Source organism: Mycolicibacterium canariasense (genome assembly GCF_002101555.1).
GTDB classification, from domain to species: domain Bacteria; phylum Actinomycetota; class Actinomycetes; order Mycobacteriales; family Mycobacteriaceae; genus Mycobacterium; species Mycobacterium canariasense.
In genome coordinates, this window is sequence record NZ_LQOL01000056.1 from 60152 (window position 1) to 79608 (window position 19457).

The window sequence follows — 19457 nt, forward strand, 5'->3', positions numbered from 1 at the left end:
CGTGTGAGGGGCGCGTGGGCTGTACGCAGGCCAGCGCTCAAGATGCGAACACTGCTGCTCCAAGATGATTCCGGCGACATTGTCGGCCGACTCGTTGTCCCAGGTGGTGATGCGGCGCTCAAGCCAGGCCTGCTAGTCCACCTGCGCGCGTCCAGCGGCGAGCGCTGCGCCGTAGGACGCGGTGGGGTCGTCGTGCTGAACGATGAATATCTACAGGGACTTCGGGAGAGTCCGTCGTTTCGAGCGTCGGTGGCAGCAATCCGTGTTGATGCCAGTTCGGCGGAAGGGCCGGAGAATCCTGCGGTGGTCACGTCGACCGGTCGCGTGTCGTGATTTCGACGTGTCGTTCGAGGCGGTTGCTACGGTCCTTGGCCAGCACGGCGCGCGGCGGTCGAACCAGCTGTCCACTGCCGTCCGCCATCTCGGTGAATGCACGGATTCCCGGGCGGCCCTGGGCATCTCATCGATCGCAGTGTAGCCGAGTCGCACGGATAAGAGATAGAGCCTCTCATGCCGCAACACCGATATGCAGGTCGTCATGCCTGAGCACCGGCCCCGCATCCCGTGGCCACATCGGCGCTGACCCGCCATGGACGAGGCCAAGTGTGCGCGACAAGCCGTGCCGCCGCGGCCGCGCCATCACAAATCATCAACTTCCGCCTGTCTTTCGGCGAGGTGGTGCGAGAAGCGCTACAGCAGGCGCGTGATGGCTCTCTGAGACCCCAGTGGCGTGAAAAGTCGCAGCCAGCAGCAGGCTGTCCCATCTGCACGTCGGCGATCGATACGAGATCCTTCTGCCCGTCGTCAGGGTGCGGTAGGAAGTTGAGGCGACCATCGCGTCGTCGGATCTGGAGGAGGTCCGCCAGGCCCGGGTGTGCGGTGTCTCGGTCAGTCCCGGAGCGACGGCGCGGATCTCGCAGTCCGCGATCGCACCGTTCGAGTCGCCGACAGCTGGGGATGGGCGATTGAGGGGAATGGCTGGATGACGCTAGGGGCACGACAAGCAATGAACGACGCGGTGCTGCAGAAGTCAGGTGGTGCCATCTGCGTTCTCGATGTCCGTCCCGGGAACCTGCCGAGAGTCCGCGCGGACGCCGTCGAAGACGATCGTCACCAAGGCGTCGATGTGGCGTGTTTCGATCGGCATCGAGTGAAACAGCCGGTACTCCAGGAAGCCGTAGAGCAGATCGCGCAGTGTCGGCACGTCCACTGAGGGGATGATCTCCTTGCTCTGTAACGCTTTTGCGATTCGGGCGCCGAACGTTGTGATGCTGGGTTCGACGACCTGGTCGAACACCGCTTGCAGCAGGGTGGCATCGGACTGGCCGGCGGCGATGAGGCCCCGGTAGGCCAATCCGGTTCCGGTCTCGGTGATTAGGACACGGATGGCGTCGAGTTGAACGCTGAGGTCCGCGGCGAGGTCACCGGTGTCAGGGTAGGCGAGGACGGGATCGAGGCTCTCGATCGTGGCGTCGAGTACGACCGCGCCCTTGGATGGCCACCACCGGTAGATCGTCGCCTTGCTGACGCCCGCGCGCTTGGCGATCGCCTCGATCGAGACATTGTCATAGCCCAATTCGCAAACCAGGGACAGGGCGGCGTCGAGGATCGCGCGACGTGACCGCTCGCTACGCCGACTCGGATCCGGGGGCATGGCCACACCCTAGCGAGGGCTACGTCAGAGCCAAACCGAAACGCCCCGTATTGACACGACACGGCTCGTTTCGTATTGTCCTCGTAGCGGTCGCGCACAACGAGATTCCACGCCTATTGCCACCCTCACCTTAACTCGGAGGAGAATTGCCAGGCCTGAGCTACGCCGGTTGGGTGTTGTGCGCAGTGAGCCCGGACTGTGCTCCTGAATTGCACTGATCTGGGTTAGGCGGCGAGTGCCGACATCGCCACGGCGGCGATCTCTGTCATGACAGGCCGGAACCCGTCGGCGTTGGGATTGTTTGTGGCGGAGCGCATCATGACCGACAGCACGACCTGTTGACCGCCGGGTCCGAAACCGAGTCCGACATCGTTGGTGGAGCCATATCCACCGCTACCGGTCTTGTCGGCCAGGATCCATTCCGGCGGCATCCCCGGACGCAGACTGGAGGTGGAGTTGGCCACCATCCACTCGATCAGTTGTCGGCGGGATTCCAGAGTCAAAGCTGTCCCCTCCAGTAGCGCTCGGTTGCCGTCGCCGAGAGCCTGTGGCGTGCTGGTGTCGCGCGCATCCCCGGGTGTGGCGGAGTTCAGCTCCGTCTCCCAGCGATCGAGGCGAGTCTCGTTGTCGCCGATGCTGCGGGCGAACTCCGTAATTGCTGACGGAGCCGTGAGCAGGTTCCGCGACTAGGCGCCAAGCCGTCTGTCATCGCACCGGGATGTATCCCCGAAAGACCCGAGGTTCTGCCAGATAACGGTACCGCGGACTGGCGATCAGATTCGGCCGATGGTCTCCACCTCTGCCAGCGCGCGGGAACCCACCAGCACCCCAACGACGGAGAGCCAAATCACCAACAGGGCCAATCCTGCCGCGACCAGCGAACCGCACTGGGCGACGACACCGGCGACACCTATGCCTGCCGGCACAGCGACCTGCAGGGCCGCCTTCTGCAGACTAAGCACGCGGCCGCGGACGCCGTCGGTGATGCGCTCGGCCTGCAGAACCCCCACGACGCCGCCGAGAACCGCATTGGTGAAGCCGAACAGGGCTGCGCCGGCAAACACCACCGACGGTGCGGTCAAGGTGCTGACGAGCGAGAAGCCGGTAGTGGTACCGATCAGCGCCGCAACGAGCCAGTGCCGGCGGGAGATCCGGGTACCGATCCACGCGAACATCGTTGTGCCCAAGAGCATCCCCAGGGCCAGGGTCAGGGCCAGGGCCAGGGCCGTAAGAACGGATCCGAGCAGGTCCGGTCGGGAGAGCCGGTCGAAGAACAGCGGCAGCACCAGACCCTGGAGCCCGCCGAAAGCGGTTGCCAGTCCCACGGTGAGCGCTACCGTGCCGGTGAGGAAGCGGCTGCGCCGTAGCATCGTGACCCCCGCGGACAACTGTGTCCACAGTGCTTCCCGTCCGTCGTGGTCGGGGTCGAGGGACCCGAGCCGATGTGGCACCGTGGCGGTGAGCAGCGCCGCTACCGCGGACGTGGCTGCGGTAGCGAAAAGCACAGTACTGCCGTCGAACAACGCTATCGAGGTACCGGCAACCGTCGGTCCGATGACCAGGGCCGCCGAGGTCATCGACTGACGTAAACTGATCAGCCGTTCCAAGGACACGCCGACATGGGGGCCACCACCGGCACCATAACCTGCCGGGCGGTCATGCCAGGGACGTCACCCAAGGAACCCGCGATCGCCAGCGCCACCAACCACCAGAGGCTCAGGCCCCAGAGCAAATCGACCACCGGCAGCGCAGCGACGGCCGTTGCCGAGACGGCATCGGAGACCATCGAGCACGTCCGTCGGTTCACCCTGTCAATAACGATCCCGGCGCACAACCCAACCGCCAAAGCTGGAACAGCGGTGGCCGTCGCGACCGCCCCACACTGAGCGGACTCCCGGTGGTCTGCAACACAACCAACGGCAAAGCGACGGCAAGGATGCCGTTTCCCAGGACGCTCAAGAAATGCGAACCCAGGTAGGCGGCGGCGACGAGTGACATGGAATCAGCACAGACTGTGCCGTCGCGGCCGGGTCAACCACGGCCTTGACTATGCCGTTACGTCCTGCTGTTCCATTGTGGCTGTGAATCCCGAAACCACAGCGGCCCCCCACGAGACGACCTTGACCGCCGCCGACTACGCCCGCGCTGAACAGATGCTGGCCCCGTACCGGGCACGCCGCGTGCCCGGAGCAGCGCTACAACCGCAGTGGCTTCCAGGCGGCCACCGCTTTTGGTACCAGGTCGAGTCGCGCTTCGTCGTGGTGGATCCCCGCAACGGCAGCCGAGACGACGCGTTCGACCACGACCGGTTAGCCGCGGCGTTGTCCTTGGCTTCCCGTCACGCGGTCAGCGTGGACGATCTCCCGATCACCGCCCTCGAGTTCGGCGACGACGGCACGGTCGGCTTCTCCGCGTTCGAGTCATCGTGGGTGTGGTCGCCCGGCGCGGGCACCTGTGAACGGGTCGACCGCGGTGACCGCGCGCTGCCCTGGGAGGTGGAGTCGCCCGACAAGTCGTGGGTGGCGTTTCGCCGCGACGGCAACATCTGGGTCCGATCCCGCGACGGTAAGCGGGAATTCGCGCTCACCGACGACGCGGAACCACACTGCGAGTATGGCGGGATGGCCGACGCGACCGGCGGGCGAGCGCTGATGCGGGTGCTCGGGTTGCCACCCGTGTTCGCCGTGCAGTGGTCACCGGACTCGACCCGGATACTGGCCCAACGGATCGACCAGCGTGCTTTGCCCGAACTGGTGCTGGTCGAATCGTCGCCCCCCGACGGCGGCAGACCAGTAGAGCACCGCACCCGCTACTCCATGCCGGGTGAGGAGGCGCAGGCGATGATGACTTGGAATGTCCTCCACGTGGCAGATCGCACCGTGGTCAGGCAGGCCGAACCCACCGTTATCATGCACGGCACCGCCGTCATGTATGCCTGGTGGACCGGCACATCGGGGGACGCGGTGCACTTCCTGCACCATTCTCGTGACGCCCGCACGCTGGAGCTGCGCCGCCTGGACCCGGCCACCGGAGGCGTCACCACCCTGATCAGCGAATCCGGTGACACACGGGTGGACCCGACGCCGCAGCTGGGAGAACCAACGATGACCCGGGTGCTGGACTCCGGTGAGATCGTGTGGTGGTCACAACGCGATGGCTGGGGTCATCTCTATCTCTATTCGCCCGACGGACAACAGGTCCAGCAGATCACCACCGGACAGTGGCCGGTGCGCAAGGTGCTCTGGGTCGACGAACAACGCCGACAGGTGTGGTTCGTCGCTGCCGGCCTCGTCGCCGACGATCCCTATATACGCCAGATCTGCCGAATCGGGCTCGACGGCCAGGGATTTACGCGGCTCACCGAGGACGACACCCTCGACCACGACGCGGTCAGTCCCGACGGCGGCGGCTACTTCGTCCAACGGGCATCCTCACCCGACCGCCCTCCGCACACGGTGGTACGCGACGGGGACGGCCAACTCCTGGTCGAACTCGAGGCGCCTACCGCCTCAGCGCTGGAGGAGCAGGGCTGGAGCGCGCCGGAGCGGTTCTGCACCACCGCCGCCGACGGCAGAACCCGCATCTACGGATTGCTCTGGCGTCCACACGGTTTCGACCCACAACGCCGCTATCCGGTAATCGAGCACATTTATCCGGGCCCGCAGATCTGGAACGCGGGGGCCGCATTCGACTCACCGCACGTCGGCCAACCCGAGGCGCTGGCAGCGCTGGGTTTCGCCGTAGTGGTGATCGACGGGCGCGGAACCGCCGGACGCAGCAAAGCCTTTCACGACCACTCCTACCGCGACATGGGCAATGCAGGCGCTCTCGTCGATCGCGTCGCCGCGATTCGCGAACTGGGTCGGCGGCACAGCTGGCTGGATACCGAGCGCGTCGGGATAACGGGTCTGTCGGCCGGTGCCTTCGCCGCCGCCAGGGCATTGCTTACCTACCCGGACTTCTACCGGGTTGGGGTCGCGGTGTCCGGCAACCACGACAACACCGTCAACCTGGCCATGTGGGCCGAGCACTACCACGGCGACCTCAGCGACAACGGCAGGAAGATGATCTCGAACACTCACCTGGCCGCCGAACTGCGGGGCAAGCTACTGCTGATCCACGGAGAGCTCGACGACAACGCCCATCCCTACCAGACGATGCGCCTGGCCCATGCACTCATCAAGGCAGACAAGGACTTCGATCTGATCCTCATTCCGGGCGGCGAGCACGCGCTGTTCGGCTACCAGCACTACGCCTACCGCCGCACCTGGGACTACTTTGTCGCCCACCTCCACGGGACCGAACCGCCTAGCTACCGCCTGGCTCCGTTGCCGCTTCCGCAGTGGTCGCTCGGATGATGTCGCGGCTGCGGCGCAACACGTCGAGCTGCGCTTCGTTATAGAGCTCCTGCACGGCCTCGTCGATGGCTCTGCCGGCGAACTGCGCCCCGCCGGGGGCATCGACGCGCGACTCCGCGAGCCCCGGATGTGCCGCGCGCACCAACAGCAGGTAGGGCGCCAGGCGTTCGGCGAGGTCCGCGCGGGTGCGCTCGTCAGCGTCGGGGGCCAGATCGTCGAACTCGTAGGCCACGGGGTCGTCCGGGGCGTTCTCGAGCAGCTGCGCGTAGACCTGCTGGCCCCGGGGACCCAGGACCCGCGACAACAGAACGACGAGGGAGCGGTCGGCCTCGGACAGTTTGGCGACCGCGTGCGGTGACACGAACTCCGTCGGCAGGTCGGTCGGCGCCTTCTGGTCCAGGATCTGACGCACTTCTGCGCGTGCCTGCTGCAGCTGCTCGATCGTCGCTGCCAGCTCATCGTCAAGGGCGCGCAGTTCGGCAGCCGGGTGGTCGGCGGCATCGCCCATCGCGGCGATCTGTGAAAGTGAAAAGCCCAAGTCGACAAGACGTTTGATACGCACGAGGCGTACCAGATGCGCCACCCCGTATTGCTTGTAGCCGTTGGCCCGGCGCTCGGGCTCGGCGAGCAGGCCGACCTCGTGGTAGTGCCGCACCGCCCGCAGGCTGGTCCCGGACAGCGCGGCGATCTCACGGGTGCTCCAAGCCATGGTTTACATTCTGATCGACGGCAGCATGTGACTGTGCCGTTGCGGCCGGGTGTTCGCTGATGGTATGTCGACACGTCACTTCGTACTGGCGGTTCATGTGATTCGGTCTCTGGACGCTGGCAGTGCAAGGCTTAGTTTTCCTGATTGTCAGGCGTTTTCGCTCGTTGGCCCGAGACTTGAGGAAGAACCTTATCGACGGTGCAGGACGTGCGGTATCGATGATGTGGAGCTAGAGGGGCGGGGCTTTCACTCCTGCTTCAGGGCTTCGATCTCCTGGTTCTGGAGTTCAATGGCGTCCGCCCCGGCATGGGCCACGGCGAGGTGGCCGGTTTCGAGGCCTCGGTTAGGCTGATAGGGCGGGTCACACCCATCCCCCAACGGAGCCGACCGTGGCCACCGACGCTGCCGGTAATGCTCATTCGGGGCAGACTCATCTCGACAGAGTTGGAACTGCTCCCCGACACCGGCCGCAACCGTGGCCTGAAATTTGCACCCCGCCAGGCCACCGAACTCGGGGCGGTGGCCCTCGCCGCCGATGCGCGCCGACCGCAGCTATCGCACTGCACTCGACCGCCGCTTGGTGAAGGCGATTGCCTCAGTGGGCTGCGGCTCGTTGTCTAGCACAACCGTGCGGTGTCCGGTCTTGCCATGTAGATGACAATTCTGCTTCTGCAAAGTCAATGAGAACCGTGGGAAACGCGCAGCTCGATCAGGCGTCAGTTGCCGCCGAGTCTGAGATCCGACAGCGGCAACCACTATGGTGTCCCTCACGGCGGGCCGACGGAGGAGCCGGCCCTGTGCACGTGAGGAGCGGCTTTGCCCGACCAACCAGGGCCCGACCATGCAGGGTCCGACGACGCGGGCGCCCGGATGGTGGCCCCGGTGTTGCCGGGCGGCGGCGTGCTGCCGTTCGCACCCATCCCGTCGGCCAGCATCGCCGGCCGCACCCTCGCGGAGTCGACGTATGCGCAGCGCGAGGTGCCGCGCCGGCTGCATCCGGACACGCCGAACATCGTCATCGTGCTCATCGACGACGCGGGTCCCGGCCTGCCATCCACCTTCGGTGGCGAGGTCACCACGTCGACGCTGGACCGCATTTGCGGCGAGGGCGTGTCCTACAACCGGTTCCACACCACCGCGATGTGCTCGCCGACGCGGGCGTCGCTGCTCACCGGCCGTAACCATCACGAGATCGGCAACGGCCAGATCGCCGAGCTGGCCAACGACTGGGACGGCTACGCCGGGAAGATCCCCCGGTCCAGCGCCACCGTTGCCGAGGTGCTCAAGCAGTACGGCTATGCGACATCGGCGTTCGGCAAGTGGCACAACACCCCGGCCGAGGAGACCACCGCCGCCGGTCCCTTCGAAAACTGGCCCACCGGACTGGGATTCGAGTACTTCTACGGTTTCCTCGCCGGTGAGGCATCGCAATACGAGCCACACCTGGTGCGCAACACCACCGTCGTCGCACCCCCGCGCACCCCGGAGCAGGGCTACCATCTGTCCGAGGATCTGGCCGACGATGCGATCGGCTGGCTGCGCAGGCACAAGGCATTCAACGCGGACAAGCCGTTCTTCATGTACTGGGCCAGCGGCTGCCTGCACGGCCCGCACCACATCATGAAGGAATGGGCCGACAAGTACGCCGGGAAATTCGACGACGGCTGGGATGCCTACCGGCAGCGGGTATTCGAACGTGCCAAGGCCAAGGGCTGGATTCCGCAGGATTGTGCGTTGACGGAACGGGACGACACGCTCGCGGCGTGGGACGACATCCCCGAGGACGAGAAGCCGTTCCAGCGGCGCCTGATGGAGGTCGCCGCCGGTTACGCCGAACACGTCGACGTCCAGGTCGGCCGCATCGCCGACGAGCTGGACGCGCTCGGCTACGGCGAGAACACCCTGTTCTTCTATATCTGGGGTGACAACGGATCCTCGGGCGAAGGCCAGAACGGCACCATCGCCGAGCTGTTGGCGCAGAACGGTATTCCCACCACCGTGCGCCAGCACATCGATGCCCTCGATGAACTCGGCGGGTTGGATGTGCTGGGCTCGCCCCTGGTGGACAACCAGTACCACGCCGGATGGGCGTGGGCGGGCAGCACCCCGTACAAGGGTATGAAGCTGCTGGCCTCGCATCTGGGCGGGACACGTAACCCGTTGGCCGTGCGCTGGCCGGCCAAGATCGCCGCCGATCCGGTGCCGCGCGAGGTGTTCCTGCATTGCACCGATATCGTGCCCACCATCTACGAGGTGGTGGGCATCGAGGCGCCGCGCACGGTGTACGGGGAACAGCAGATGTCTTTGGCGGGAGCCAGTTTCGCGCGCACGCTGGCCGACCGTGCGGCGGCGGGTGGGAAGCAGACCCAATACTTCGAGATCATGGGCAGCCGCGCCATCTACCACGACGGGTGGCTGGCCTGTGCCCGCGGCCCGCGGTTGCCGTGGGTGCCCGGCCAGCCGGCCGGTATCGCCACCTGGACCCCGGACAACGACCGGTGGGAGCTGTATCACCTCGACGAGGATTGGTCGCAGGCCGATGATCTCGCGGATGCCATGTCGGACAAGTTGACCCAGATGCGGGAGATGTTCGCCATCGAAGCGGCCCGCAACGCGGTGCTGCCCATCGGCGGCGGGCTATGGGTGCCGGTATACCACCCCGAACTGCGGATCGCGCCGCCCTATCGGGAATGGGAGTTCGCCGGGGACATGGTGCGGATGCCCGAATTCTGCGCTCCCGCGCTGGGCAACAAGAACAACACCGTCACCATCGAGGCGGAGTTGCCGGCCGCCGCCAACGGTGTGCTGTATGCCCTCGGGGCAGCCGCCGGCGGCCTGACCTGCTATCTGGACGACGGGTACCTGTGCTACGAGTACAACCTGTTCATCCTGTCGCGCACCAAGATCCGATCGGCCGAGGCCCTGCCCGCCGGCCCGGCCACCATCACGGTGACCACGCGGTACGCCGAGGCCCGGCCGGCCGGACCGCTGGACGTCGCCATCGCCGTGAACGGCACCACGGTGGCGTCCGGGCAGGTGCCGGTGAGCGCGCCGCTGCTGTTCACCGCCAACGACTGCCTCGACATCGGCACCTGCCTCGGGTCACCGGTGTCGATGGATTACCGCGAGCGGGCGCCGTTTGCGTTCGAGGGCCGCATCCGACGCGTGCACGTCGCCTACACGTGAGGCCTATACGTGAGGTTCAGCCGTTGCTATAGACGCGGGTCGGCGGGATGAGCACCGCGGTGCGGCCCTGGTCCCGCATCACCCGGTCGTAGGTGTCCCAGTCGTCATGGGTGCCACCGGCCGCGGTGAAGATGTCGCGCAGCAGCACCCGCAACCGGTCCGGATCGGTCAGCCACGGCTGCGGATCGACCGGGCCCGCCAGTTCGGCGCGTCCTTCGACGGTGGCCCATTGCCAGCCCGACCGGAAGGTCACCGAGATCTGCGGTCGCCGACGGAGATTGGCCAGCTTGACCGGACCGTAGGTGACGAATGCCAGCACCGGTTCCGCCGTGGCGGGGTGTGGCAGCACACCGGCGTTGATCAACGAGGACTGGATGGTGTCGTCGGCACGCAGCGTCGACACCACCGCCAGACCCTGGTCCGGAGCGGCCAGCGCGGCCGCTTCTGCCAATGTCGGCATACCGCACCCTTTTCGGTTGGAGGAGGTCATTCCCACTATGGCGCAGGCGTTCCGGGCCCGGCAACCACGTTGGTCAGGGCCCCGCCGGTGGCATAGCGGTCGAGCTGATCGCGTGCCACCGCCCAGGCCCGCTCCCAGGCGCCTTCGGTGCTCCCGGCGACGTGCGGGGTCAGCAGCAGTCCCGGCGCCGACCACAACGGATGCCCCGGCGGCAGCGGCTCGGGGTCGGTCACGTCCAGGGCGGCTCGTAACCTCCCGGCCGTCAGCTCGGCCAGCAGCGCGTCGGTGTGGATCGCACCGCCGCGGCCGGCATTCACCACCACCGCGCCGTCGGGCAACATGGCCAGAACGTCCGCGTTCACCAGGCGGTAGGTCGAGGCATCGGCGGGCAACATGGCCACCAGTACGTCGGTGCCGGGCAGCAGGTCGGTCAGATCGTCCAGCGCGCGCACTCCGGCTCGGGCCCGCCGGCCGACCAGGGTCACCTCGGCCTCGAAGGGGGCCAGGCGGGCCGCGAGATTGACCGCCAGATCGCCGGCGCCCAGGATGACGACCCGTTTACCGATCAGGGTCTCGGTCGACCGGTGCGCCCACACACGCGCGGTCTGCTGGTCGCCGAATGCCCGCAAGTCCCGGAAGATGTTCAACAGCGCGGCCACCACCCATTCCGCGGACGAACCACCGTGCGCACCACGGCCGTTGGACAGTGAGACCCCCGCCGGAATCCACGGCAACCACTGCTCGTACCCGGCGTTGAGGGTCTGCACCAGCCGCAGTGCCGGCAGGTCGGCGAAGCGCGCCCCGACTGCCGGCGCGTTCTCGTAGCCGACCACCACCACCTCCGCGTCGTCCCCGTCCGCCGGCCAGGGTGCACCCGGCTGGTACCGGATCGGCTCCAGGACGGGTGATTCGTCGAGCACCTTGACGCCGAGATCGTCGGGGACCAAGACCTTCACGCCGCTCACCAGTGTCCTCGATGCACAACCTCGTCGAACGGCCGGCGATCCGGTTTGACGATGGGCCGCAACGGCCGGTCTGCCGGGTACCCGATGCCGAGTAGATAGGAGACCAGATGGTCCTCCGGCACGCCCAGGATCGCCCTGGCCTTCTCCTGGTCGCCGACCGCTGAATGCCCGGTGCCGATGCCGAGGTCGGTGGCCGCCAGCGTCATCGCCAGCGTCGCCTGACCGAGGTCGTACTGATCGATCAGTTTGGTGCGCTCATCCGGTGGCTCCGGGACGATCAGCGCGATGGCGGCCGCGGCCGATGCGATATGACCTGCGCCCTGCCACACCGTCGAGAGTTCGGTCAGCTGCTGCCGGTCGGTCACGATGACGAAATCCCAGTGCTGCTGATTGCGCGCCGACGGCGCCCGCCAGGCGGCCTCCGCGATGCGCTCGAGGTCGGTCTGTGGCACCGGCTCGGGACGGTAGGTGCGCACGTTGCGCCGGGCCCGGATGGCATCCCAGGTGTCCACTGCATTCTCCGTTCGTCGACTCTCCTGCAAAACCGCCGCCCGGCGTCGGGTATTTCGGTACGAGCCTAGGATTTCGCTGTGACCAACCTCCAGGTCTTGCATACCCACCCGTTGACCGAGGAGATCCTCGAGTCACACCGGTACCGCGCCCATGGTGACGACGAGGGTTTCGACGCGTACAAGGCGCACGTGTACCGAGTGCTGAACTTCGCCCGGGCTCTGGCCGGGGATGTCCCCGGCCGCGATGACAAGCTGGCGATCGCCGCGGCGTTTCACGACCTGGCCGCTTTCGGCACCCTCGATTACCTGGTGCCCTCGATCGTGGCGCAGGATGCCTGGCTGCAGCGCTGCGGACGGGCCGAGTGGTCCGACGAGCTGGCGGTCATGGTCGCCGAGCACCACCGCTTCACCCGGTACGCCGCACCGCGCCCGCACGCCGAACTGGTCGAGGCCATGCGCCGGGCGGACCTGGTCGACGTGAGCCAGGGGCTGATCCGCTTCGGTCTGCCCGGTGCCTTCGTCCGTGAGGTGCGCGGCAGCTTCGACGCCGGCGTCTTCTTCAAGCGGGTCATCCCGGCCGGGGCCCTGCGCACGGCGCGCACGCTGGCACCGCTGGGATTTCTGCGGCCCGGTGATGCGCTGCGTCGTTCGGGGCATCGGGGTGCCGACCGCTGACCGAGCGCGGGTTTTGGTGGCCGCTCAACGTGCGCAGCCGGCCGGCCAGGATAGTGGTAACACCAGAGAACGAACGGGACACCGAGCCGTGCCGGTGGCCGAGGCGGAAGGACCATCATGACCGACACTGCACCCTTCACCCGTCTGGTCACGCTGGAGGAGCTCGGCGACGGCGCGTTCACAGCGATCGTCGACCCGATCTGGACCATCGGTCCGAAGGTGCACGGCGGCTGCATGATGGCGGTGTGCGCCGCCGCGGCGCAGCGGACCGGCGGGCAGGAGCCGATCGCCGTGAGTGCCAGCTACCTGAGTGCCCCGGACCCGGGACCGGTCCGTGTCGTCACCACCGTGCGCAAGCGGGGCCGGCAGGTCAGCGTGGTCGACGTGGAACTGTCCCAGGGCGACCGGACGGCGGTATCGGCCACCGTCACGCTCGGCCCTCTCGATGTGGGCGAACCCCGGCATCGGGAACCGCTTGCGTTGCACGATATGCCGATCGCACCGCCGGCCGGCGCCGTCCACATCACGCCCGAGCACCCGATGGGACAGATCGTGCATGTGGCCCAGGGCTGCGATCTGCGTGTCGATCCGTCGGCGGCGCACTACCTGTCCGGGCGCCAAGGTGAGCCGGTCAACCGGATGTGGCTGCGGCCCTTCGCCGACGACGAGGCCGACCCCGGCGCCGCATTGCTGTTCGCGCTGATGGCCGGTGATATCAGCGCACCCGTCACCATGAACCGCGGCCTGTTCGGCTGGGCGCCGACCGTGCAGCTCACCACCTACCTGCGCCGCCGCCCGGCCCCCGGCTGGATGCGTGTGATGGCGAGTGCCACCGTGCTCGGGGACGTCTGGTTCGAGGAGGACCACGTCATCGTCGACTCCGACGGGCACGTTGTGGTGCAGAGCAGGCAGTTGGCGATGATTCCCAAAGAGGCCTGACGGACTCAGCTGCGGCTGTCCACGGCGTCGACGGTGGGACGAAGTTCGGCGTCACCGGCGATGCCGGCACGGCGCAGCTTGCCCACGATCATGCCGCGAAGCCGGCGCCCGACCTCGAACTGCTTGCCGGGCAACGTGCGGGCCACCATCCGCACGTGCACGTTGTCGACCTCGATGCTCTCCACGCCCATCAACGACGGGGTGTCGAGCAGCAGGTCGCACAACTGCTCGTCCTGGGTGGCTTCGGTGGTCACGTCCTGCAAGAGTCGGTTGACCTGGTTGAGGTCCTCGGACGCGGGCACCGGGATATCGATGACGGCGCGGGCCCAGTCCTTGGAGAGATTGTTCGACCGCACGATCTGTCCGTTCGGAATGGTGTAGACCTCCCCGTCGCTGTTACGCAACTTGGTCACGCGCAGGGTGACATCCTCCACGGTGCCGACCGAGTCCGTCGACGCGCCGGTCACCGTCAACCGCACGAGATCGCCGAACCCGTACTGCTTTTCGACGATGATGAAGAATCCGGCCAGCAGGTCCTGGACCACGCGCTGCGCACCGAAACCGAGAGCGGCACCGAGCACCGCCGCCGGCGCCACCAAGGACCCGATGGGCAACCCCAGCAGCCCGATGATGTCCAGTCCGACGATGATGTACACCACGGCGATGGCCACCCAGGAGATCACCGAGGCGACCGCCTGTCGGTGTTTGGTGGCCTCGGAGCGGACCAGTGTGTCGCCTTCGGATACCCCGAGCCGGCGGGTGATCCGTTGGGCCGTGTAGCGGATGAACCTGGCCGCCAGGATGGAGAACAACACCAGCACGACGATGCGCAGGCCCTTGTGCGCGACCCAGACGCCGACTTCGCTGTGCCAGAAAGAATTCCAATATTGTGCCGCCGAGGCGGTCAATTGTGTTCGCTGCATGCCACCTCAGCTCACCGTGGACGGGTCGACGGCGGCGATGTGACGTTCCGGCACCCGGAACGAACGCTGATTCATGAACACCCCTCTGTTGCTCGCGCGCTTGTCACCGCTGTGCTGGTGGCGCGCTTGCGGCCCTCGGCGGTCGCTGTTCGCCACGCCGCCGGGCACCACGTCAGACTTCGGTCACCGTTGCGGAGTTTCCCGGGCGCGTGGCGGCCAAACCTGCCGGAAGGTTTCAGCTGGCGCTGGTCTGGGAATCATCACGGCACACGATTTGCCGAGGGGTGATCACGGTGCCGAATGCATCGATCAAGAACGAGGAGATGTACCGCGACCTGCGTGAGGAGGGTAACTCCGAGGAGAAGGCGGCCCGCATCTCCAACGCGGCGGCCAAACGCGGCGCGTCCGCGGTGGGCCGCAAGGGCGGCCGGTCCGGTAGCTATGACGCCTGGACGGTGGCCGAGTTGCGTAAACGCGCCAAGGAACTCGGGCTGTCCGGCTACTCGAATCTGTCAAAAGACAAGCTGATCAGCAAACTCCGTGACTACTGACGATCCGCCGCCGCTCCAGGTCGGTCCGACCGGGGCATCGTGATCGCCGGCCTGCAGCGCCAGCTGAAGGGGCGGCCGCGCCGGCGTCGCTGCGCATACGCCAGGATGGCGGTATGGGTCTGATCCCGATGCCGAAAGCCGAGCTCACCGACGAGGACGTGACCAGCGCGTTGGGCCGCGCCGTGGGCCTGATCGACCTGATCCTGGATGTGCTGGCCGAGGCCGACCCGCTGGGGTTACGGCCCCGGCTGCACTGCGCCGACGTGCCGGGGACCGCAGCGTGGGACGCCAAGGATCGCGCGGCCCGGGTCCGCTGGTGGGTCCGGCGCGTGGGTGCCCTCGATACGTTGCTGGTCGCCTTTCCGGGCGTCCTCGGCGCGGTCGCCGACCGACTGCCGATCCAGGACCTGCTCGGATTCACCAACCAGGCGATCGTGTTGTGCGCCGTGGCGCGCGAGCACGGCATCACCGACACGCCGACCCGGGTGCGGATGCTGGCGGCGGTGTTGTGTGGCCGGGACGTCAGGCCCCAATCGGGAGACGAACCGGACCCGACACCGGCGCAGGAGCCCGGCTGGGCCCAGATGTCGCTGGTCAGGAAGGTGTGGCAGTTGGCGGGCATCCTGGGCGCCGTCGCCGCCGAACTGGGCAAGCGGCCCCGACCTCGCGGCCTGTTCCATTACCTGGGCATGCTGCCCTGGCTGGGAGCGGTGGCCGACTACCTCGGTGAGTACGGCGCTCTGGTGCGTGCCGCCGAGGCCGCCGAGCGGTGGATCGTCTCGCACACCGACGTGACCGCCTCACCGGCCGGTCAGTAGCGGCTCCCGCGCGGTCTGGGCGCGCGGTGCCACACTGCGGCAGGCGGCAAGGCACAGTGCGGCGATGGCGAAGCAGGCCAGGGCGTACCAGAGGCTACCGATCGGGTCGCCGTCGGCCGTGACCCCGTCGACGGCGCCGAAGTAGGCGGGCAGGGCGGCGACCCACAGCACCGCCATGACGACGAGATACACCGCGGCGTAGCCCAGGATCAGCGGGTTGCGGTGGTCGGCACCGGTTTCGCGCAGCATGCGCCACTGGCCGATGAGCACCGGTACCGCGACGACCGTCACGGCGACCAGTTCCATGGCATACACGATGCCGCCGATGTCGGTGCTATCGGTCAACCTGGTGACCACGGTGGCGGGCAGTGGCAGGACCGCGGTGCCGATGGAGGCCAGCACGCCGACCACGATGGTCCGCCAAAGAATCTGCGAGCCGGTGTACTCCGTGCCGGCATCGACGTGGCGGCCGACGAACACCTGCACGCAGAAGGCCAGCGACATCGGCCAGAGGGCGGCGAACACCACGACGCTGGGCAGCGGGACCGAGTCGAAGAACGGTTGATTCATGGGATGGTCCAGGGTCCATTCCCACCACCGCAACTGGGGCCCGAGATGATCGAAGATCTCGTAGAAGGCGTGGTGGACGAAACCGACGCAGATCGCGCCGATCAGTACACCGCGCCGAGCGAACACGCCGAGGACGCGCACGATCTCGAACGCGACGGTGGCCATCATCGGATAGATCGCGATGATGTAGAGCGGGAGCCGGCCCCACAGGAAGTCGACGGTAAACACGTTGTGCGCGAACATGGTGTCGACGTACTCGCCGATCCCGAACTGCGCCGGGAAGTACAGCGGCGGCTCGATGATGAGCAGATACGCGATCGCGCCGAACCACAGCACCACGTTGGTGGGGTCGCCGTGGCGGCGCCACCGGTTGACGGCGTACACCAGCGACAGCACCGCGCCGGCGATGACGATCAGCTCCAGCACCGGCAGGGTCCAGTTCTCCAGGGTCAGCGGGTTGCGGAAGGAGATCAGGCCGCCCATCTCGTCACACGAGAAGCCCAGGCGTGCAGCCAGCCCGGCGAACGTCGCGGCGCAGAGATCAGACATCGGCGGCCGCCTTGGCGGTGTCGCCGGCCGTGTACCACTTGGTCACGTCGTAGCCCTCGTCGTAGCGCCGGAACCATTCACCGGCCAGCGCCGGCAGCTTCTCGTGCGCCGGGTCGTGTCCGGGGATCTGGCTGCGCACGATACCCACGAACGCGGTGAGCAGTTCTCGCTTGGACAGATTGGGGAACGGGCTCTGGAACGGGCCGTAGTCCGGTCGGCGGCCGATCTTCTGCAGCAAGGCGTTCTTGCCGCGTTCGAGGGCGAAGGTGGAGACGGCGTCGACCTTGCGGACCTCCAACGGGATGTGCTTGTTGAAGCCGTCGCACGCCATCCGCACGACGTCCAGCACGTGCTTGAAGATGGACGGGGCGACCCGGGCGCGGTACCAGGGGTCGCCCACCAGGCCGTTGTAGATGATCAGGGCCGAGCTGCGGTGTTCGACCTCCTCGACGAAGTGCCACAGGAACAGTGAGGCCACCCGGTCATCGCCCGGGGCGAACAGCGTTGCGTCGTTGTCCAACATCAGCTTGAACACCGGGGTGAAGGTGGCCTCCAGGTCGGCGGTGTAGGCCAGCCGATATTTCAGCGGCTTGTTCTCGACCAGATCGTCGAACGCCGCCATCACCTGATCGAGCGTCTCCTTGAGCGCCGGGTAGGCCTTGATCAGTCCCCGCGCGTGCTGGCGGTGGGCCATCGAATGCTGGCCCTCCTGCCGGGTGAACGCGTCGGCCTCCTCGGCGATCACCGGGTCGACGAGCAGCGGCTTGGCCTCGGCCATGGTGCTGACGATCATCTTCTCGAACGCGATGGCCAGGAAGGACACCGCATTCGCCATCGCCGAGAACGCCGGATTCGTCTCGTTCCACAGGAACGGGACGTCGTAGTCGGCGAACGCGAACCGCATCTTGCGTACCACCAGATCCGTCATCGGAGCACCTCGCTGTAATCATACAAATTGACCGCCATGTGTATGTTGACATCGTGTGGGGAGCCACGTCAACGGGGCGTGGCGATATCCTGCGACCATGGCGCGCAGGCGCGGATGGGGTGGCGAACCGCCGCGCAGCGACGAGGAGGCGACGGCGCGGATCATCGACGCCGCGGTCAAGCTCATCGCGGACACCGGCAAGGGCATCAGCATCGCCGACGTCGCAGCGTCCCTGGGTGTCATCCGCCAGACCGTGTACCGGTACTTTCCGACGGCCGATTCGCTGATGCACGCGGCGGCCATGGCGTCGGTGGACGGCTTCCTGGATCGGCTGGCCGGTGCGGTCAGTGGCATCGCCGACCCCGCCGAAGCCATGACCGAAGGGGTGATGTTCACCCTGGAGGAGGTCGCCCGCATCCCGCACCTGGCGATCCTGCTGTCCGAGACCTACGAGAACGCCCGGCCGGGCAGCATGGCCTCCGACGAAGCGCAGGACTTCGGTATGCGGATGATCACCCGTTTCGATGTCGACTGGGCGGCCCACGGATATGACGACGCGGCCCTGCACGAGTTGGTGGAATTCACGCTGCGGATGATGCTGTCCTTCTTCGTGGCGCCCAACCCGGCCGGGCGGTCACGGGAGGACTTGCGCCGCTTCGTCAATCGCTGGCTGGGTGGTGCGATCTCGGCGCAGCGCTGACTACCGGGCCCGGGCGGCGGCGGCCAGCAAGGTGTCGGCCAGCCGCGCGGTGGACGGGGTCATCTGCTCGACCGGCGGTGAGGCGAGGTAGACCTGCCAGCTCACCGGGTTGACCAGGTCGACGGCGCGCAGGTTGGGAAACCGGCGCGCCTCGCAGCGCGGCATGAACGTGGTGCCCAGTCCGTTGCTCACCAATTCGGCGATGGCGGCGAAGCCGGCAGGCACCTCGTACCGGGTTCGGGCGTGTACCCCGGCGGCGTGAAAAGCGTCGTCCACCAGCTTCCGCAGCCCGAAGTCGGGCGGGAAGCCGACGAGTTCCTCGGTGGCGACATCGGCGATGTCCAATCGTGTCGAGGTCGCCAGTGGGTGGTCGGTTCGGCACACGAAGGTCATCGGTTCCTCGAAGAGCGGGTGAAGGTCCAGTTGCGCGGGAAACCGGTTGGGCATCGACACCAGGGCCAGATCCAGTGAACCCTCGGTCAACGCGGCCAGGTAGGCCGAGGCGCCACTCTGGCTGAGTCGCAACCGTAACCGCACATGTGGATGCGCCCGGTGGAACTCACCGAGTGCGCCGGGCACGTCCAGCGGGCCGAAGGAGATCAGTGATCCGAATTCTACTGTGCCGGAGAGTGTTCCACGGAACTCACCGACCGACTCGGTGGCCGCCCTGGTTGCCCGCAACACGTCGAAGGCGTGCGTCCGGAAGCGTTCCCCGGCGGTGGTCAGGGTGATCTGCTGACGGCTGCGGTCGAACAGCTGCACACCCAGCTCGCGCTCGAGCTTGGCCACCGAGGTGGACAGGGCCGATTGCACCACGTGGGCGCGCTCGGCGGCCCTGGTGAAGCTCAGCTCACCGGCAACGGCGAGGAAGTGTTCGATCTGGCGCAGTTCCACATCTACACAATAGATGGCACATATGAAAAAGAATCGTTGGACAAGATGACGCCGTCGGGGTCGGAT

Annotated in this window: 18 protein-coding genes and 2 pseudogenes; 8 read left to right on the forward strand and 12 right to left on the reverse strand. The window is 67.0% G+C overall.

Annotated features, from left to right (window positions below; translation table 11 throughout):
• Nucleotides 1-1030: 1030 nt before the first annotated feature.
• The 4 genes and pseudogenes from AWB94_RS19475 to AWB94_RS35545 all read right to left on the reverse strand — a co-directional run bounded on the left by AWB94_RS19475 (nucleotide 1031) and on the right by AWB94_RS35545 (nucleotide 3440).
• Nucleotides 1031-1654, reverse strand: a complete 624-nt coding sequence (locus AWB94_RS19475) for a TetR/AcrR family transcriptional regulator (protein WP_064961330.1) — start codon at nucleotides 1652-1654, stop codon at nucleotides 1031-1033.
• A gap of 224 nt (nucleotides 1655-1878) precedes the next feature.
• Nucleotides 1879-2307 (reverse strand): annotated as a pseudogene (locus AWB94_RS19480) (serine hydrolase); the annotation flags it as partial.
• 120 nt (nucleotides 2308-2427) lie between these two features.
• Complete coding sequence (locus AWB94_RS19485; RefSeq protein ID WP_062657442.1) at nucleotides 2428-3231, reverse strand: MFS transporter; 804 nt, start codon at nucleotides 3229-3231, stop codon at nucleotides 2428-2430.
• Nucleotides 3232-3248: 17 nt separating this feature from the next.
• Nucleotides 3249-3440, reverse strand: a complete 192-nt coding sequence (locus tag AWB94_RS35545; RefSeq protein ID WP_062657441.1) for a hypothetical protein — start codon at nucleotides 3438-3440, stop codon at nucleotides 3249-3251.
• 367 nt (nucleotides 3441-3807) lie between these two features.
• Here AWB94_RS35545 and AWB94_RS19495 point away from each other — a divergent pair, with 367 nt between their 5' ends.
• Nucleotides 3808-6012 carry a S9 family peptidase gene (locus AWB94_RS19495; protein WP_062657450.1) on the forward strand — a complete coding sequence of 735 codons (2205 nt, stop codon included), beginning with the start codon at nucleotides 3808-3810 and terminating at the stop codon, nucleotides 6010-6012.
• On the opposite strand, the gene AWB94_RS19500 is transcribed toward AWB94_RS19495, so the two are convergent.
• Nucleotides 5963-6721: a MerR family transcriptional regulator gene (locus AWB94_RS19500; RefSeq protein WP_062657440.1), complete on the reverse strand. Its 759-nt coding sequence runs from the start codon at nucleotides 6719-6721 to the stop codon at nucleotides 5963-5965. The two genes, AWB94_RS19495 and AWB94_RS19500, sit on opposite strands and share 50 nt — an antisense overlap.
• Before the next feature lie 273 nt (nucleotides 6722-6994).
• On the opposite strand from AWB94_RS19500, the pseudogene AWB94_RS36435 reads away from it, so the two are divergent.
• Both AWB94_RS36435 and AWB94_RS19505 read left to right on the forward strand, forming a co-directional pair.
• A pseudogene (locus tag AWB94_RS36435) lies at nucleotides 6995-7072 on the forward strand (YceI family protein); the annotation flags it as partial.
• A gap of 519 nt (nucleotides 7073-7591) precedes the next feature.
• A complete protein-coding gene (locus AWB94_RS19505; RefSeq protein ID WP_062657439.1) occupies nucleotides 7592-9907 on the forward strand; it encodes an arylsulfatase in 2316 nt (771 codons plus the stop codon).
• 16 nt (nucleotides 9908-9923) lie between these two features.
• Here AWB94_RS19505 and AWB94_RS19510 read toward each other — a convergent pair whose 3' ends face one another.
• From AWB94_RS19510 to AWB94_RS19520, 3 genes are read right to left on the reverse strand one after another with little or no spacing between them, the layout of a single operon-like run.
• Nucleotides 9924-10367 carry a TIGR03618 family F420-dependent PPOX class oxidoreductase gene (locus AWB94_RS19510; RefSeq protein ID WP_062657438.1) on the reverse strand — a complete coding sequence of 148 codons (444 nt, stop codon included), beginning with the start codon at nucleotides 10365-10367 and terminating at the stop codon, nucleotides 9924-9926.
• A gap of 35 nt (nucleotides 10368-10402) precedes the next feature.
• A complete protein-coding gene (locus AWB94_RS19515) occupies nucleotides 10403-11323 on the reverse strand; it encodes a 2-hydroxyacid dehydrogenase (RefSeq protein ID WP_201029562.1) in 921 nt (306 codons plus the stop codon).
• A 5-nt stretch (nucleotides 11324-11328) separates the two neighbouring features.
• Nucleotides 11329-11844 (reverse strand): nitroreductase family protein, encoded by a 516-nt coding sequence (locus AWB94_RS19520; RefSeq protein WP_062657436.1) that lies wholly within the window; start codon nucleotides 11842-11844, stop codon nucleotides 11329-11331.
• 78 nt (nucleotides 11845-11922) lie between these two features.
• Between AWB94_RS19520 and AWB94_RS19525 the strand changes: the two genes are divergently transcribed.
• Complete coding sequence (locus tag AWB94_RS19525) at nucleotides 11923-12519, forward strand: HD domain-containing protein (protein WP_062657435.1); 597 nt, start codon at nucleotides 11923-11925, stop codon at nucleotides 12517-12519.
• Nucleotides 12520-12636: 117 nt separating this feature from the next.
• On the forward strand, nucleotides 12637-13458 hold the full coding sequence (locus AWB94_RS19530) for a thioesterase family protein (protein WP_062657434.1): 822 nt from the start codon (nucleotides 12637-12639) through the stop codon (nucleotides 13456-13458).
• Between the two features lie 5 nt (nucleotides 13459-13463).
• Here the strand turns inward: AWB94_RS19530 and AWB94_RS19535 are convergent, their stop codons facing one another.
• Complete coding sequence (locus tag AWB94_RS19535; RefSeq protein WP_062657433.1) at nucleotides 13464-14381, reverse strand: mechanosensitive ion channel family protein; 918 nt, start codon at nucleotides 14379-14381, stop codon at nucleotides 13464-13466.
• Nucleotides 14382-14674: 293 nt separating this feature from the next.
• Between AWB94_RS19535 and AWB94_RS19540 the strand changes: the two genes are divergently transcribed.
• Complete coding sequence (locus AWB94_RS19540; RefSeq protein ID WP_062657449.1) at nucleotides 14675-14932, forward strand: DUF7218 family protein; 258 nt, start codon at nucleotides 14675-14677, stop codon at nucleotides 14930-14932.
• A 113-nt stretch (nucleotides 14933-15045) separates the two neighbouring features.
• Entirely contained in the window at nucleotides 15046-15750 is a 705-nt protein-coding gene (locus tag AWB94_RS19545) for a hypothetical protein (protein WP_062657432.1), read from the forward strand.
• Here AWB94_RS19545 and AWB94_RS19550 read toward each other — a convergent pair.
• Entirely contained in the window at nucleotides 15733-16869 is a 1137-nt protein-coding gene (locus tag AWB94_RS19550; RefSeq protein ID WP_062657431.1) for a hypothetical protein, read from the reverse strand. The two genes, AWB94_RS19545 and AWB94_RS19550, sit on opposite strands and share 18 nt — an antisense overlap.
• Nucleotides 16862-17797 (reverse strand): metal-dependent hydrolase, encoded by a 936-nt coding sequence (locus AWB94_RS19555; protein WP_062657430.1) that lies wholly within the window; start codon nucleotides 17795-17797, stop codon nucleotides 16862-16864. Before AWB94_RS19555 ends, AWB94_RS19550 begins: the two co-directional genes overlap by 8 nt.
• Before the next feature lie 97 nt (nucleotides 17798-17894).
• Here AWB94_RS19555 and AWB94_RS19560 point away from each other — a divergent pair, with 97 nt between their 5' ends.
• Nucleotides 17895-18497 carry a TetR/AcrR family transcriptional regulator gene (locus tag AWB94_RS19560; protein ID WP_062657429.1) on the forward strand — a complete coding sequence of 201 codons (603 nt, stop codon included), beginning with the start codon at nucleotides 17895-17897 and terminating at the stop codon, nucleotides 18495-18497.
• On the opposite strand, the gene AWB94_RS19565 is transcribed toward AWB94_RS19560, so the two are convergent.
• Complete coding sequence (locus AWB94_RS19565; protein ID WP_062657428.1) at nucleotides 18498-19391, reverse strand: LysR family transcriptional regulator; 894 nt, start codon at nucleotides 19389-19391, stop codon at nucleotides 18498-18500.
• Nucleotides 19392-19457: the final 66 nt, after the last annotated feature.

Excerpts from the sequence above, each read along its gene's own strand:
- AWB94_RS19475 (WP_064961330.1), bottom strand. The coding sequence starts at position 1,654 with ATGCCCCCGGATCCGAGTCGGCGTAGCGAGCGGTCACGTCGCGCGATC.
- AWB94_RS19485 (WP_062657442.1), bottom strand. The coding sequence starts at position 3,231 with ATGACCTCGGCGGCCCTGGTCATCGGACCGACGGTTGCCGGTACCTCG.
- AWB94_RS35545 (WP_062657441.1), bottom strand. The coding sequence starts at position 3,440 with ATGGTCTCCGATGCCGTCTCGGCAACGGCCGTCGCTGCGCTGCCGGTG.
- AWB94_RS19495 (WP_062657450.1), top strand. The coding sequence starts at position 3,808 with ATGCTGGCCCCGTACCGGGCACGCCGCGTGCCCGGAGCAGCGCTACAA.
- AWB94_RS19500 (WP_062657440.1), bottom strand. The coding sequence starts at position 6,721 with ATGGCTTGGAGCACCCGTGAGATCGCCGCGCTGTCCGGGACCAGCCTG.
- AWB94_RS19505 (WP_062657439.1), top strand. The coding sequence starts at position 7,592 with ATGGTGGCCCCGGTGTTGCCGGGCGGCGGCGTGCTGCCGTTCGCACCC.
- AWB94_RS19510 (WP_062657438.1), bottom strand. The coding sequence starts at position 10,367 with ATGCCGACATTGGCAGAAGCGGCCGCGCTGGCCGCTCCGGACCAGGGT.
- AWB94_RS19530 (WP_062657434.1), top strand. The coding sequence starts at position 12,637 with ATGACCGACACTGCACCCTTCACCCGTCTGGTCACGCTGGAGGAGCTC.
- AWB94_RS19535 (WP_062657433.1), bottom strand. The coding sequence starts at position 14,381 with ATGCAGCGAACACAATTGACCGCCTCGGCGGCACAATATTGGAATTCT.
- AWB94_RS19545 (WP_062657432.1), top strand. The coding sequence starts at position 15,046 with ATGGGTCTGATCCCGATGCCGAAAGCCGAGCTCACCGACGAGGACGTG.
- AWB94_RS19550 (WP_062657431.1), bottom strand. The coding sequence starts at position 16,869 with ATGTCTGATCTCTGCGCCGCGACGTTCGCCGGGCTGGCTGCACGCCTG.
- AWB94_RS19555 (WP_062657430.1), bottom strand. The coding sequence starts at position 17,797 with ATGACGGATCTGGTGGTACGCAAGATGCGGTTCGCGTTCGCCGACTAC.
- AWB94_RS19560 (WP_062657429.1), top strand. The coding sequence starts at position 17,895 with ATGGCGCGCAGGCGCGGATGGGGTGGCGAACCGCCGCGCAGCGACGAG.